The organism is Desulfobulbus propionicus DSM 2032 (assembly GCF_000186885.1).
In the GTDB taxonomy this organism is placed as follows: domain Bacteria; phylum Desulfobacterota; class Desulfobulbia; order Desulfobulbales; family Desulfobulbaceae; genus Desulfobulbus; species Desulfobulbus propionicus.
The window spans coordinates 2,885,032-2,899,127 of record NC_014972.1; the positions used below are offsets into that span (position 1 = coordinate 2,885,032).

General features: G+C 62.6%; 12 protein-coding genes and 1 pseudogene. 4 read left to right on the plus strand and 9 right to left on the minus strand.

The window, feature by feature from the left end:
* Positions 1-32: 32 nt before the first annotated feature.
* On the minus strand, positions 33-1,007 hold the full coding sequence (locus DESPR_RS12610; RefSeq protein ID WP_015725180.1) for an alpha/beta hydrolase: 975 nt from the start codon (positions 1,005-1,007) through the stop codon (positions 33-35).
* Positions 1,008-1,389: 382 nt separating this feature from the next.
* Here DESPR_RS12610 and DESPR_RS12615 point away from each other — a divergent pair, with 382 nt between their 5' ends.
* The gene (locus DESPR_RS12615) at positions 1,390-1,725 is read left to right on the plus strand and encodes a hypothetical protein (protein ID WP_015725181.1); all 336 of its coding nucleotides are present in this window, start codon (positions 1,390-1,392) and stop codon (positions 1,723-1,725) included.
* A gap of 121 nt (positions 1,726-1,846) precedes the next feature.
* Here the strand turns inward: DESPR_RS12615 and DESPR_RS12620 are convergent, their stop codons facing one another.
* The 4 genes from DESPR_RS12620 to DESPR_RS12635 form a co-directional block, all read right to left on the minus strand.
* The gene (locus DESPR_RS12620; protein WP_015725182.1) at positions 1,847-2,428 is read right to left on the minus strand and encodes a DJ-1/PfpI family protein; all 582 of its coding nucleotides are present in this window, start codon (positions 2,426-2,428) and stop codon (positions 1,847-1,849) included.
* Between the two features lie 125 nt (positions 2,429-2,553).
* Positions 2,554-3,459: a hypothetical protein gene (locus DESPR_RS12625; RefSeq protein WP_015725183.1), complete on the minus strand. Its 906-nt coding sequence runs from the start codon at positions 3,457-3,459 to the stop codon at positions 2,554-2,556.
* A gap of 35 nt (positions 3,460-3,494) precedes the next feature.
* Positions 3,495-4,724, minus strand: coding sequence for a CaiB/BaiF CoA transferase family protein (locus DESPR_RS12630; protein WP_015725184.1), 1,230 nt, complete (start codon positions 4,722-4,724; stop codon positions 3,495-3,497).
* A 94-nt stretch (positions 4,725-4,818) separates the two neighbouring features.
* Positions 4,819-5,487: a transposase gene (locus DESPR_RS12635; protein ID WP_043770075.1), complete on the minus strand. Its 669-nt coding sequence runs from the start codon at positions 5,485-5,487 to the stop codon at positions 4,819-4,821.
* Between the two features lie 208 nt (positions 5,488-5,695).
* Here DESPR_RS12635 and DESPR_RS12640 point away from each other — a divergent pair, with 208 nt between their 5' ends.
* The 3 genes from DESPR_RS12640 to extKL all read left to right on the plus strand — a co-directional run bounded on the left by DESPR_RS12640 (position 5,696) and on the right by extKL (position 8,066).
* Positions 5,696-6,046 (plus strand): hypothetical protein, encoded by a 351-nt coding sequence (locus DESPR_RS12640; RefSeq protein WP_015725186.1) that lies wholly within the window; start codon positions 5,696-5,698, stop codon positions 6,044-6,046.
* 66 nt (positions 6,047-6,112) lie between these two features.
* Complete coding sequence (locus DESPR_RS12645; RefSeq protein ID WP_015725187.1) at positions 6,113-6,706, plus strand: hypothetical protein; 594 nt, start codon at positions 6,113-6,115, stop codon at positions 6,704-6,706.
* A 133-nt stretch (positions 6,707-6,839) separates the two neighbouring features.
* Complete coding sequence (extKL, locus tag DESPR_RS12650; RefSeq protein WP_015725188.1) at positions 6,840-8,066, plus strand: multiheme c-type cytochrome (seleno)protein ExtKL; 1,227 nt, start codon at positions 6,840-6,842, stop codon at positions 8,064-8,066.
* A gap of 84 nt (positions 8,067-8,150) precedes the next feature.
* Here the strand turns inward: extKL and DESPR_RS17450 are convergent, their stop codons facing one another.
* The 4 genes and pseudogenes from DESPR_RS17450 to DESPR_RS12670 all read right to left on the minus strand — a co-directional run bounded on the left by DESPR_RS17450 (position 8,151) and on the right by DESPR_RS12670 (position 13,896).
* The gene (locus DESPR_RS17450; RefSeq protein ID WP_015725189.1) at positions 8,151-10,472 is read right to left on the minus strand and encodes a bacteriohemerythrin; all 2,322 of its coding nucleotides are present in this window, start codon (positions 10,470-10,472) and stop codon (positions 8,151-8,153) included.
* Between the two features lie 253 nt (positions 10,473-10,725).
* The gene (locus tag DESPR_RS12660; protein WP_245529452.1) at positions 10,726-11,943 is read right to left on the minus strand and encodes a sensor domain-containing diguanylate cyclase; all 1,218 of its coding nucleotides are present in this window, start codon (positions 11,941-11,943) and stop codon (positions 10,726-10,728) included.
* Between the two features lie 274 nt (positions 11,944-12,217).
* Positions 12,218-12,679: pseudogene (locus tag DESPR_RS19325) on the minus strand (GAF domain-containing protein); the annotation flags it as partial.
* Between the two features lie 50 nt (positions 12,680-12,729).
* On the minus strand, positions 12,730-13,896 hold the full coding sequence (locus DESPR_RS12670) for an FIST signal transduction protein (RefSeq protein WP_015725191.1): 1,167 nt from the start codon (positions 13,894-13,896) through the stop codon (positions 12,730-12,732).
* Between the last annotated feature and the right edge of the window lie 200 nt (positions 13,897-14,096).

Genomic DNA, 14,096 nt, shown 5'->3' on the forward strand with positions numbered 1-14,096 from the left:
ACAAAAAGGTTGTCCGGCCAGGCCCGCCGCGGCTATTCGCGGAGGATGGTGGATCGCCGCTCGGCATCCTCGGGGAAAACGCGGCCGGTGCGCAGGCATTCGAAGATGTGGTCAAAGACCACCCCGGGCTTGCCCGGGGTCCGGCCGCTGCGGAAATAGGAATGCCCCTTGGGATGGTCGTAGCTGTTGTTGATGTCGTCGCAATCGACGATGTACACGTTTTTCGGCGTCAGTTCCATGTTCTCCGGACCGCTGTGACCAAGGCGGCGGGAGGCGATCTTGTTCTTGAGATTGGCCGCCTTGCTGCTGCGCAGGGCCATGTCGTCCGAGGCGAAGTAGACCACCACATTGCGCGAGGCATCGCAGATCAGCTTGCCGCGCTCGCTACGGTGGATGGATTCGTTCTCGATATCGGCGGCCACCAGAAAGGTGTTGCGGAAAATCAAGGGGACGCCGTCGGCCAGGTCGTAGCGGTCCCAGGCGGCCAGGGTTTCGCGCAGCACCCGGTTGCCCATGGAGTGGGCGAGCACATTGATCCGTTTGAGGCAGGGGTCGGAGTCGGGATCGTTGAGGTTGGAGTTGCGCCATTCGATAAACCGGCACAGGGCGCGGGCAAAGGACGAGGCGCTGCTGTCCGCCGATTTCTGATCGTCCCAGTAATCCTTGACAATGCCCAAATCGTTGTCGCAGGGCCAGATCACCGGCACCACCAGCACCTCCCGAGCCGATTTCTGATCGCACAACTGCTGAAATTCCATCGCGGCGCCGAACACATCCTCGGGCAGGTTGGAAAAACCGTGGATATACAGCAGCAGCTGCCGGTAGGGCGACTGTTTCAGGGCGGTCATGAAGTTGAGGCCGCCGACCTCGGTGATCTGCCCGTCCTGATCGCGGCGACAGAAAAACACCGAGTTGCTGGGGGCGTTGTTGCGCAGGTCAAAATCAAACTTCCGCCCGACCTTGGTCTGAATGGACCCTTTGGGAAACCGGTTGGTGATGAAGAACATGGTTCGCTCCTTGTGCTATGAGAATCATGGCCTAGCCGCAAGGGGAAAACGCGGTCTTCCCCGTCCCCCCTCCGCCCGGCATGGCCGCTACAAGTTCCAGTAACACCCAGGCAAGGGAAAAACACAATGCAGGAAAAATAGGAAGAAAATGGATAGAGTGTATATCTCTTGACAGGCTCGCCCCGAAATGGGGAGATTCCCCCTTTTACCAAGGAAAATCGGGCCCGATCGTCTCCGCGCTTGACGGGTGAGGCTTTATGCGAAAAAGTGTATCGTGTTGTTTTTGTTGGCCGCACGATGCCGGGACGTCTGTCTGCTTGCAACATCACCGGCAACCGTGTCACCGTGGACGTGAACCGAAACTTTGGCGGGAGGTGCTTCCATGATCAAAAAAATACTCCTCGGATGCGCGTTTGGCGCGATGGTGCTGTCGTGGTCGCCGGCAGCGGCCTATGGTCCGTACAGCAGCGGCGTTGAACATGTCGGCGAGCGGACCGCCTCCTTTCTCGCCTCACCCTTTGTGGCCGCGTTTGATCCGTCGCCCGGCGCCGCCCGTCACGGGCGGCCGATATATCTGTCGCCCCCTCCGGTGCCGCCGGGCATGTGCCGCTGGGAGCGCCAGGTGCTCGATCAATTCGGCCGGCCGGTCCTCGATCAGTATGGCCAGCCGCTGCGGGAATACACCATCGCCCCCTGCCTGACGCCGCCACCCCAGTAAGCCGTTTTTCCCGCCCTGATACGGCTCGCCCCGGCCGGAGTGTTTCCGTGCCGGGGCGTCTTTCCTGCCTTGGGCCCGTACCGCCGCCCGCGAACAGCCGCTGGCGCACCCCGTGTCCGGGTCAGGGCTCGATTTTCGTGCCCAGCACCTGGAGAAATTGAGCCAGCCAGGCGGGATGGGCGGGCCAGGCCGGCGCGGTGACCAAGACCCCGTCCACATGGGCCGCATCCACCGGAATGTCCACATACCGTCCGCCGGCGCGGGTCACATCCGGTCCGACCGCCGGATAGGCCGAGCAGGCCCGGCCCTCGATCACCCCGGCCGCGGCCAGCAACTGCGCCCCGTGGCAGATGGCGGCCATGGGTTTGCCCGCCTGGGCGAAATGCTGCACCATGGCGATGACCGCCGGGTTGAGGCGGATATATTCCGGCGCCCGGCCACCGGGGACCACCAGGGCATCGTAGTCCTCGGCCTTGATGGCGGCGAAATCGGCGTTGAGGGTGAAGTTGTGGCCCGGTTTCTCGCTGTAGGTCTGATCCCCCTCGAAATCATGGATCGCGGTGCGCACGTATTCTCCAGCCTTCTTGCCCGGACAGACCGCATGCACGGTGTGCCCGACCATCCGCAGGGCCTGAAAGGGCACCATCACCTCATAATCTTCCACATAATCGCCCACCAGCATGAGAATTTTCTTGGCTGCCATAGTTGCTCCTTGTGTGTCATTTTGGTTGGTTCATCTTCCCCAAGGGGGGACTGTCCATGAGGGCTTTTTTCCACGCTGGGCCGCTTCGCCATTCAGCTGAACAGCCCCGCGCATGGATACGGATCTTACTCCGTACCGATGCGCAACTCCAGGGTAATGGTCGTGCCGGGCTGGCAGCCGGGGCTGCTTGTGCCCAGCCGGTGCTTGATCGTGGCCGACGAGCGGCGCAGCCACTGCTTGAATTGGTCGCGGCTGACCGTCAATCTGACCTGGTCGCCGCAGCGCGGTCTGAGCTTGGCCGCATTGTGGGAAGAAGAGAACTCGATGTCCGGGCCATCGATCTTGAGGGTCACGCCCCGGCTGTCGCTGGCCGCGCTCACCACCCCATCGGATCTGCCGGGATATTCCTCGCCATCGGCGATCTGCCACATATCCAGTGCATGCCATTTGGCGCAGGCCGACGGGGCCCCTCTGTACTGGGCGCACACCCGGCCGCGAAACTCCGAGGCGTCGATCTCGGTGGACAGGGTTTGGATGACATAGTCCTCCCGGCTGCCGTTTTGGATGACGATCAGATTGCCGACAAAGGTTTCCTGAATGGTGTATGCAATTTCCTGCTTGCCCTTGCCACGCAAAGAGGACGAGGCGCCGCTTTCGATGCGGATCGATCCTGCAAGCGGAATGGCCCGGGCGACGGACGTGGAGTTGCCGTACCGCTTTTTCTGGTTGATCAGGGCCCGGCGGCGCTTGATTTCGTCTTCCGGATAGGGGGCCTGGGCAGCTTCCCGCCTGGATGCGCCGAACGATGACTGCGCACAGCGCTTGCCGTACTGTCCGGCCAGTTTGTCCAGCTCGGCCTGCATCCGGGCCAGGGCCTTCTTGTCCTTGGTTTTCTCCATGGCCGCGCTCAACGACTCCAGGCGCGTCAACAGGGCCTCGCAGCTTCCCGGCGCGGGCGCGGCAGCCGTGCACGGGCGCGGCAGGCCAACGCCCAGCAGGAGAATGATCATCAAACGACAGACAAACGGCATGGTCCTCTTTCCCGGTACCTAACAGAGGGGGGCATTCATCGCCTGCGGCAGGATCGGGCCGCCACGATTCCGGCCGCTTCCAGGGCAACGATCTCCTCTTCGCCGATTCCTGCCTGAACAAGCAGGTCACCGCCGCCTTCGCCCACCGCCGGCGGTTGAAGGCGCAGGTCAAACGAATGACCGTCGAGCCGCAGCGGCAATTTGGGCAGCTTGACCTCTTTGCCGGACGGCGTTTCGGTGACCGCCAGACCGCCGGATTGGTTCATGTGCGGATCGTTCCACAGGTCAACGGGCTGGCAGACCGGGGCAAAGGGAATGCCTGCCCGCTCGGCCAGGGTGGTCAGTTCTTCCCGGGTCAGCATGTGCAGTCGGTTCTGCAATTCGGGGAAAAACCAGGAACGCGCCTCGATCCGGCCCTGATTGGTGGCCAGCCGAGGGTCCTCGGCCCAGTCGGCAAAACCGAAGGTGGTGCAGAATCGCCGCCAATGGCGATCCGAGGTGATGCCGATGAACACCTGCAAACCGTCACGGGTGGTGAACAGCTCGTAGACTGACCAGGCACGGCCGCGCTCGGGCATGGGCGGCGGCACCTGGCCGGAAACGCCCGCGCCGGCCATGTGCTGCCCCATGAGAAAGGCGACCGATTCGAACAGCGTGGCCTGAACCACCTTGCCCTGGCCGCTCTGCTGGCGTTCGAGCAGGGCGGCCAGAATGCCGATCACCCCGAAGCTGCCGCTGAGGATATCGGTGACCGACGCCCCGGCCCGCATCGGCTTGCCGCTGGGCCCGGTCATGTAGGCCAGTCCGCCCATCATCTGCACCACCTCGTCCAGGGCCAGACGATGCGCGTAGGGACCGGGCATGAATCCCTTGAGCGAGCAGAACACCAGGCGCGGATTGCGCTGGCGGCAGATCTCGGCGCCGATGCCCAAGCGGTCGACCGTGCCCGGGGCAAAGTTCTCGATCAACACATCGACCTGCTCCACCAGACGCAGAAACAGGTCCCGGCCCTGATCGCGCTTGAGGTCAATGGCCAGGCTCTTTTTGTTGCGGTTGAAACAGGTGAAGAACCCGGCGCCAAAACCCTGCAGCCAGCGGGTGTCATCGCCCTTGCCCGGCCGCTCGATCTTGTAGACGTCGGCCCCGAGATCGGCCAGGATCAAGCCGCAGGCTGGTCCCATGATGTTGTGCCCCAGTTCCAGCACCCGGATGCCCCGCAAGGGAAGAGAAGGGGTCGCTGCCTGCTCGTGCTGTTCGCTGTCCATGCTGGCCTCCTTGTCCGGCCAATCGTCCGAGGGAACGTTGCTCTTGGTTGCTGATTGTGCCGGTGTTCACGCGGATGCGATCACACCCGCCGGGTCATTCTTCTGCTCCACCCGGCCTTTTCGGCCCGGGCTTTTGCCGCCGCAGCCTGCGGCCCAGCTGCTGTTCCAGGCCGATCACAAACGGCTCGTCGCCCAAGGGACGGCCGGTGCGTTCATGACGGTGGAGCAGATCGAGTTCCTCGGCGGACGACAGGGAGAGAAAGGCGCGCCAATCGCCGACCAGGCCGAGCAGCGGCTCGGGGTCGGTCAGACCGTCATCGATGCCGTGGAGATGGGCACGGGCGCTGCTCCAGGGGTAGTCATCGGGATGCGTCGCCAAGCCGGCGGCCACCGGGTTCATTTCGATGTAGCGGGCGGCGGCCAACAGGTGGCGGTCATCGAGGGGAAAGGAGGCAAACCGCTCCTGCCAGAGATGGCCGCGCCAGTTCTCGCGGCCGTTGACGCGCAGGGTATAGCGGCGGTGGGCCTCGCCAATGGTCCGCGCCAACCCATCCTCGGTCCGTGGTACGGCAATCAGATGCACATGGTTGGGCATCAGGCACCAGGCCCAGATGGCCACCCCTTTTTTGGCGCACCACTGGGCCATCAGATCGAGGTAGACCTGATAATCGTCATCGCAAAAAAAGGTTTGCTGCCGACGATTGCCCCGCTGGGTGATGTGATGCGGCACCCCTGGGACTATGACACGGGCGATTCGGGCCATGCGCTCACTATAGCGGTTCGCTGAAAAATTGCATCGATAAATATACTGTCCCTTGAATTGAAGATGGATAGACAGAGTATCCATTCTCTATGCGAATTCCCTGTATTGATTTCCATGAGGCTTTTACGCATTGTTACACTCACAGACAGGGGGTCATCTGCTTGGCCTAAGCGAATCACCGCCCAAGGGCATCAACAAGGAGGGAGTTATGAAAAAATTGTATGCAGTCATGTTGGGAATCATTGGCGCGGCCGTTCTGTTCGGCTCGATCAGCACGGCGAACGCGGCCTGCGGCACCTATGGCAAGGTGGTCTATTCCTATCAAAATCCTTCAACAATGACGCTGTACGTCATTCCGCCGGTCACCGTGTTACCATCATATTACATTTATTACACTATTCCAACGACCACAGTTGGATACTCAGCGTTGGTCAACAAAATCAACGTGGCACAGGCCACGGGGCAGAAGCTGTACATTAACGGCAGCGGCACATGCACCAGCGGCACGGCCCGTAACGGTGGCACGGTGCAGGCCGTGTATGGATTGTCAATCATGTAAACATACGGTACCTTTAATCGATTCATCGTTGCTTGGGCCAAGCACTCAACCAGCACAACGGAATTGATGAACAAACTGCATAATATTTGGGCGGCGGTCTGCCTGGTGATGAGCTTGGCCGCTTTTGCGGCCGGCCACTGGTCGGCGACCCGCAAGATGGACCACCGCCCGCACCCGGTGCCGGCGGTGGAAACCGGAACCCGGACCAGCGCGGCGCCGCCCGGAACCACAGGTTTACCGCCTCGGGAGGAGGCGTCCAGCGAGCTCACCGCCGCGCCCTCATTCTCCGCCAGTCCGCCGGCCGCGGACAACGTGCCGCCAGAACAGCTTCCCCTCACCCTTCCCCAACCGCCCGAGGATATGGGCGCCCTGCAGCGACAGGAACTCGAGCACCTGAAGAAAATGGTGGCTGAATCCCTGCGCACCAGCGGCGCTTCCGAAGAGGAAATCAAGCGGCAGCTCGCGGAGCAGTTTCCTCCGTCTCCTGAAGCTGAAACCGCTGCCTCGCGACAAGCGCTGGAAACAGCAACCGAAGTATCGCCTGAACAGGTGGCAAAGGAATTTGCCGAATCCCTGCGCGCGGCAGGGGCGTCTGACGAGGAAATCAACCAGGCATTAAAGGGTCTTTCTCCCTCAGCGCCGGAAGAACGCGGGAAATAAAGAGCGTCGGCCCGAGGCCTCCCGCTTTCCCACGAGGGGGCCTGACGCTGAATGTCCGGCCGCCGACAACGGGCAGGAAAAGAAACGATCCCGGCGCGGGGTCACGCGGATCAATCATGCAAAAGGAGGAATCATGAAGCGGATTCAGGTAGCGGTCAGTGCCTTGGCCCTGGCGGCCATCATGTCCGGCCTCGCGGCGGCAGAGCAGGCCCAGACCCTGGAGGAACTGGTGCGAAGGTATGACGCGTCGAGCTGCAAGGAGTGCCACCAGGAGATCTACAGCCAATGGGAGCAGTCGCTCCATGCCAAACCGATGCTCGGTCCCATCGGCCGGACGCTCGCCACCTTCCAGGGCTATGTCAATTCCCGCGACACCGAGTTGAACAAGTCGCACGAGGTGGCGCCGGGGATGAAGGAATTTCTCAAGCCCTGCGTCGAATGCCATCTCCCGCAGATGATGGACGCCTCCGAGGCGGTGGCCGGTGAAATCGCCAAGGCCATTGTCGACGGCGACGAGGAAGTGCTGAACACGCTGCGGATCACCTGCATTGTCTGCCACAACCGCAACGCCATCCTGCGCAAGTTCCGCGACGGCGCCCCCCAGCCGAACACGGTCTACGGCCCCAAATATGCCGGCCCGCACGGGGATACGAAATTCACCACCGCCGCCAGGAGCGAGATGCTGCGCGACACGGTCTTCTGTGCCCAATGTCACCAGGGGCCCAATGTGCAACACTACGACGAGCCGATGTGGTGCACCTCGACCTTTGACAGCCATCAGCACTTCTATGTGCCCATGGGCGGGACCGAGTCCTGCCAGGACTGCCACATGCGCAAGGACGGCGGCCACCGCTTCCCGCCCAACTACCAGGATCCGGTCCAGACCGGCAAGCGGCTCAAGGAGTGGATCGACCTCAACCTCAGTGCCATCGCCTACCGGATGAAGCCCAATGCTAAGGAGCTGCTCCCCCTGGTGGTGATCAACAGCGAGGTGGTGAGCCGCATCGGTCACCGCTTCCCCGATGGCTGCCCGTCGCCCAACCGGGTGACCCTGGACATCAAGGTCAGCTCCAAGGACGGCAAGGAGCTGTACAGCGACACCAAGACCTACATGCCGCAGCACAAGCTGGGCTACGACGAGCACACCATGGTCTACGCGGCTAACCGCAAGCTGACTTTGCTCCGTGACACCAGCCTGCACCCCTTTGTATCCAGAAAGGAGACCATCGAGGTCAAGCTGCCCGAGGGCGTGGAGGAGGCGGTGGTGGAAGCGACCCTCACTTTCCGCCAGCTGCCCGGCGTGCCCGAGGCCGAATTCCCCATCCACACCGTGCGCCGCGAGGTCAGCCTCAAGCGGTAGCATCGTCGGACCGCGCAACCAAAAAAAAGCCCGGCAGACTGCTGCCGGGCCTCAAATTCTGCCTCTTCGGACCGCCGAATTTTCTTACCCTCGCATCGGTGGAAGAGCAACGTTCTCCTCTCCACTCGCCGTCGCCTCCATCCCCTGCTCCTGGAGAAAATGGCCCAAGGCAAGATCCTCGGCCAGGATATGTTCGAGCAGCCAGGCTTCGAGCAGGGAAAACATGAACTGATCGCCGCCCTTGAAGATCTCGCCTCTGAAGTTGTCCACCTCGGCCAGCAGGTAGTCGTGGGCCGCGTCGTGACCGGCCTGCCGGGGATAGCCATACCGCTGCATGAGCGCGTGTTCGGTGGCGAAATGCTGGGCGGTGGCCCCGGCCAATTCGTGGAACAACCGTTCCATGGCGGCTTGATCGCCGTGCGTTCGTGCCGCGTCCAGCAAGCGGTTGACCAGCAGCACCAACCCCTCGTGCTGACGGTCGATCTCGGCCACCCCGACCAGATGGCGGCTGTCGAGGACGATTGCGCCCGCGTTTTGGCAACCGTCGTCGGCAAACACCGTCTGATTTTTCCCCGCTTTCTTGGCCTGATACATGGCCGCGTCCGCCGCCATGAGCAAGGTATCCATGTCGATGCCGTCGTGGGGAAACAGACTGATGCCGATACTCGCGCCAACCCGGCAGGTTGTTCCGGAAGCAAGGGCAATATCGGGCGCCACCGCCTCGAGCAGATTTTGGGCCACCAGGCCCGCCTCATCCGCGCGGTTCAACTCATTGAGCACAATGACAAATTCGTCGCCGCCAGTGCGCGCGACCGTATCCGTTGCCCTGACCCTGGCAAGAAACCGCTCGGCAATGGTTTTCAACACAAGATCGCCGGCATCGTGGCCGTACTGGTCGTTCACCCCCTTGAAGCCGTCGAGATCGATGAACAGAATTGCCACCATGGTCTGTTTGCGCCGGGCATTGAACAGGGCCTGGGACAAACGGTCAAACAGCAGCGCCCTGTTGGCCAGCCCCGTCAGACGGTCATGATAGGCCATCTGCTCAAGGGTGCGTTCCAGTTCCTGCCGTTGGGTGACATCCTGGGCCGCCGCGTAGATGCAGCCGTCGCGGGCCGCGGCATGCCATTCGATGAACCGGTACATCCCATTTTTATGCCGGAACCGGGCCACGAAATTGGTGATCGTCCGGCCCTGGACCAGTTCGGCAATCCTGGCCTTGGTCGCCTCCCGGTCCTGGGGATGGATGAAATCGAGGCAGGAGAGGCCCTCGAGTTCCGTGGAAGCATACCCCAGCCACTTTTCCCAGGCCGGGTTGAGCTTGCGGAAGGTTCCTTGCAGATCGCCGATGCCAAGCAGGCTGGGCGCCAGGGTGAACAGGGTTTCCAACTCCGACTGGATCGCGCGCAGTTGTGCTTCCCGCTCCTCGATGGCCCTGAGGGCCAGCCGCCGGCGATGCTGGACGACAGCGAGACCGGCGATGCCGCCAAGCACCAACAGGCCGTAGATCAGCAGCGATCGCCACAGACCATGCCACCAAGGCGCGTAGACCGCCTCCAGGTTGCGGCCGACAGCGATGATCAACGGCCCGTCCATGTGCAATTCCGCCGGCTGGACCCGGTGCAGCGCGACCATGGAAGGCTCGCCGGTGGCACGGCTCGTCCCCTCCAGCACGGCCGCGTCTAGTCCGCTTTCCAGGAATCGGGTGAACAAGGTACCGGGCAAGGCCAGACTCTTGCCGACCACATCGCCCCTCTCCGGTTCCCATACAAACAGCGTGCCGTTGCCGTGAACAAAGGCCACCCACGCATCGGCGGCATAGCGGACCGATCCGAGCAGCACCGCCAGCGCCTTGGGGTCGAGGGCGGCGGACACCACGCCGGCGAATTCGCCGCTTTGTCCGGCAAGCGCATAGGTCAGATTCAGCAGCCACGGGCCGGAAACACTTTGGTACGGCGGACTGACATACAAGGTGTCGCGATCGGGATGGCGCATCGGCACTTGCAGATACTGCCGCTGGGGCAGAATCTGGCCGATGAGTTCGTCCCTGGCCGCGGTCACAATCTTGCCCGCGGGGTCCATGACCAGGATACCGCGCACACTGGGCATGGCGTCGACCAGGGTCTTGAGGCGCTCCCGACAGACCGCCACCGCATCCTCACGGGCAAGCCACCCGGGGCGCAACCCGCCGCGAACATTGTCCAACGTGGCGCCGATGGAGAACAGGTGATGGCTCAGCACATCGCTGGTCACGGTGGCGGCGGTGGCAAGACGCTGCCGCTCGTTGTCCGTGATGTGCGCATGGTCGTGAACGTTGGTGTAGGCAAACACCGCGCCGATGACCAGCACGCAGACAGCGAAAATCAGCCATTCACTCACAAAAGGCCTTCGTCGTGTACTGGCCATGGTGTCGCTCCTCCCGCATGCACATCGTCCTGGTCAACCGCCTCTGGAAAAGCAGGACAGCACGTTTTTGCATCAGCCCCTCCAAACAGGCCCACGCTACCCAATCCCGGCCGCACAAGCAACCTCATCCTTGTCCAGGCACCACAAAACCGGGAAAGATGCGAAACCAGCGCACGAGTGGGGTGACGCGGCCACGGCAAGGAAGGCGGCCGCTCGTTCCCCGAGAGGCGCATCGAAGAAGCCGCGTCGCCTCCTAGCCGGCAAACACCGTGTATTTCCCCTTGCCACTGTTCTTGGCCCGATACATCGCCAGGTCGGCTTTGCGCACCAGGTCTTCGGCGCTGTCGACGTTGGGGACGCTCAGGGCGACGCCCATGCTGCCGCCAACCAGCAATTCATGTCCTCCATGGGAAAACGGGGTCTGCAGAGAATGGAGGACCCGCTCAGCCAGTGGCAACACCTGTTCAAGAGTGCTCACTCCTTCGACCAGGACGGTGAATTCGTCACCGCCAAGGCGGGCGGCGGTATCCTCGCGGCGCAGAGAGCCTTGCACCCGATCCGCCACGAGGCGCAGCACCTGATCGCCGCAGGCATGGCCAAGGGTATCGTTGATCTGCTTGAAATTGTCCAGATCAAAAAAGAAAACCGCCACCGACAGCCCCTGGGCATCGGCACGGGTCAGGGCGCGTCGCAGCCGGTTCATGAAACAGGCCCGATTGGCCAAGCCGGTCAGAGGATCGTGAAAGGCCAGTTTGGTCAACTCGGATTCATACACCTTCCGTTCGGTGACGTCGTGATAGGTGGCCACCATGCCCGAGATGGCCGGGTCATCGAGCAGGTTGACCAGGACGACTTCAAAATACCGCCAGCCGCCTTTGCCCTGCCGCAGCCGCACCACGCCGTTGAGGGTCAGGCCGGGGCGCATTCCTGCCTGGACGAGCAGTCCCTGCATGATGGTCCTGTCCTCCGCATGAACATGGTCAAGCACGCTGCGCCCCTGCAGGGTTGCAGCCGCACAGCCCCACATGGCCTCGGCCGCCGGACTGACATAGTCAATGTCGCCGTCGACGGAGAGCACGGCGATAATGTCGGACACACTGCGGATCAAGGCGCTGAAGCGTTCTTCACGTGTGCGCAGCGCTTTCTCGGCCCGCATCCGTTCGAACAGCTCCCTACAGACCGCCTGGTACAGGTGGGCATTGACCAGGGCCGCCGAGATCTGGCCACCGTAGAGCATGGCCATCTGCTGGGTGTGGGCCGGATAGGCGATGAGGGGAGAGCGCAGGGCAAAGAGAACGCCGCGGATCAATTCCTGGTGATGGAGGGGAACGGCCAAGAGGGTCCGCACCGGAGCAAGAGCCGTGGGCGGCAGCGAAGCCTCCAGCAGCAAGGTGGTGAGATCGGTCGTGCCAAACGGCTCGTCCTTTTCCAAGTAAGGGGACGATATCAGGTATCCGGCGAGCTGGGTCAAGGTATCGGTGGATACCTGAACCAGCCCGGTGTGCGCCTCGCAGCGAAGCGATCCGGACCCATCGCGCAGGATCAGGGCCGAGGCGTCGGCTCCCGACGATGCGTGGCAGCATGTGTACCGCCTCACCGGCGAGGACAGTTATTTCAAGATGCTGACCAATGACCCGGTTGCTCTGCACGATCAGTTCAAACTGGACGTTGCGTTGCGCCTCTTCAAGCGCCAGACCTATCCGATGGGTCATGGCCAGCAGCAGATCGACATCGGTGCTGGCAAAGGGTTCGGGACGGCAGCGACCAAGCAGGAGGACGCCCTCGGCGGCGTGATTGCCGCCCACTGGCAGGCCGACCATGGTTTCGACCCCAAGTTCACGCAGCTGGCTGTCGACTTTCGGGTCGGTGGCCGCTTGGTCCGCCAGGACAGGGGTCTTGGCACGAATCACGGATTGTACATGTCCCTGCTCCTCGTCCGAAAAAGGCAGCTCCAGCATATCCTCCGGCAGGCCGATGGCCGCCAGAGGCGCGAATGTCCCTGTTCCAGCCGGGTCGAGAAGGACGACCACATCGGCGCAAAACAGCTCCGACAACATGGAGAGGACCCGGTCGAGCACCAGCGACAGCGGTCCCGGTTCACTGAGGATGGTCAACAGACGGGTCAGGCGGGTAGTATCGCGCACCGCCTCCCTCGCGGCCCGCAGGGCGCTGTCCCGGGCCATACGCAAACTGACGGGATGATCCATGGAGAGAGCCGCCGGGAATCGAACAATATTCGAGTGCACGGGTTCTTCCCCTAAAGAACAAGTGCCGTCAGCGTGGCGTTGTGGGTAGCGAGCACGCCGGCCGTTCGGGCAAACTCGCCGCAGCAGTAAAAACCAAAGGTCGGCGTCCCTCCGGCGGCTTCCTGTAATAGGCGGACTTCCTCGGCGACCCGGTCGCCAAAAATTTTTGCCCTGGCGGCGCAGTTGAACAGCAGCACCACCCCGGGGTCGGGATGGCCGTTGAGCGCCGACTCAACCACCTCGCCGGTGATAGTAAGCAGGGATTCGATCGAACTGCCCATCACCTGAACGGCGCTCCCCGGCGGCGGCACGCATCCCTGAATGCGCAGCGCGCCCTGCTCGTTCTTGGAACGGGCAACGCGGATGATCGCCGTGCCGTCGGATTGGAGCAGGCCAAAGGGATGCAGCATGGACGTATCCCAAAAATTCTCAACGCTCAGCTGCCCCGGAGCAATTCCGAGTTGGTCCTCATAGGCGATAGCCGCCGGCCGGCCGCCCAACTCGACGATTTCCGTGTCGTCGGTGCGGGTGACCAACAGGGGCACGCCGACCGGTTCCCAGCCGTGGCGGCACCCCACCGGCAGGGGAAATTCGCTGGCGATCCACAGGGCCACGGCCCCGCCCTCGAGCACCTGATCGTTGTGAAAGACAAAGGTGCGAACAAACCGCAGCTCGTCGTTGGCGGCACCGCCGGCTATCGACACCCGCGGTCCGGTCACCCGATACACCCCATGCACCAACTGCTGAAGGTTGCCGGCCAGACAATCGGCCAGCAGCAGGATGGCGGCATGCGGACTTGGCCCGGCCTCGGCCCGGCTCAGACGGGCAAGAGATTGACCAGCCTGTTCGAGGTTGCCCCTGATGGCCGGCTCCGAGGCCACGCCAAAGCGGTAGGGCCCGGCTGTCAGAGCCAAGACCGCCACGCCGCCGCCGACCCCCAAATGCTGCCCCAAAAAAATTTCACCGGCACCGGTGGCGCCGATGAGCGGCGTCGTGCCGGTGACGGCACGAATGCCTTTGAGCAGCACCGGCAGATCATACTGGGGAGTGGAGAACACCAGCACCACGGCCGGCGATTGTCCGCAGAGCCCGGTCACCGCGGCGCGAGCGGCTTCGCTCCCAGCGGCGAATGCGTCCATGAGGTGGCGGCTTGAACCGATACCGGCCTGAATCTTCATGCGTCTCCTTTTCTTGGCACTCTTTCTTGGCAATCATTGTGCACCACACCGTTGCACCTGGCGCGGCACTCTCGAAGCTCTTGCTAAGCAAAATTCATGCCCTCGGAGAAAGACGACACCTGTTCAAGGAGAACAACAAGTTACGGCCGCGTCATTGGCCATCCAGAAGAGACGCCTGCGAAGAGTCCGAAAAAATCGGA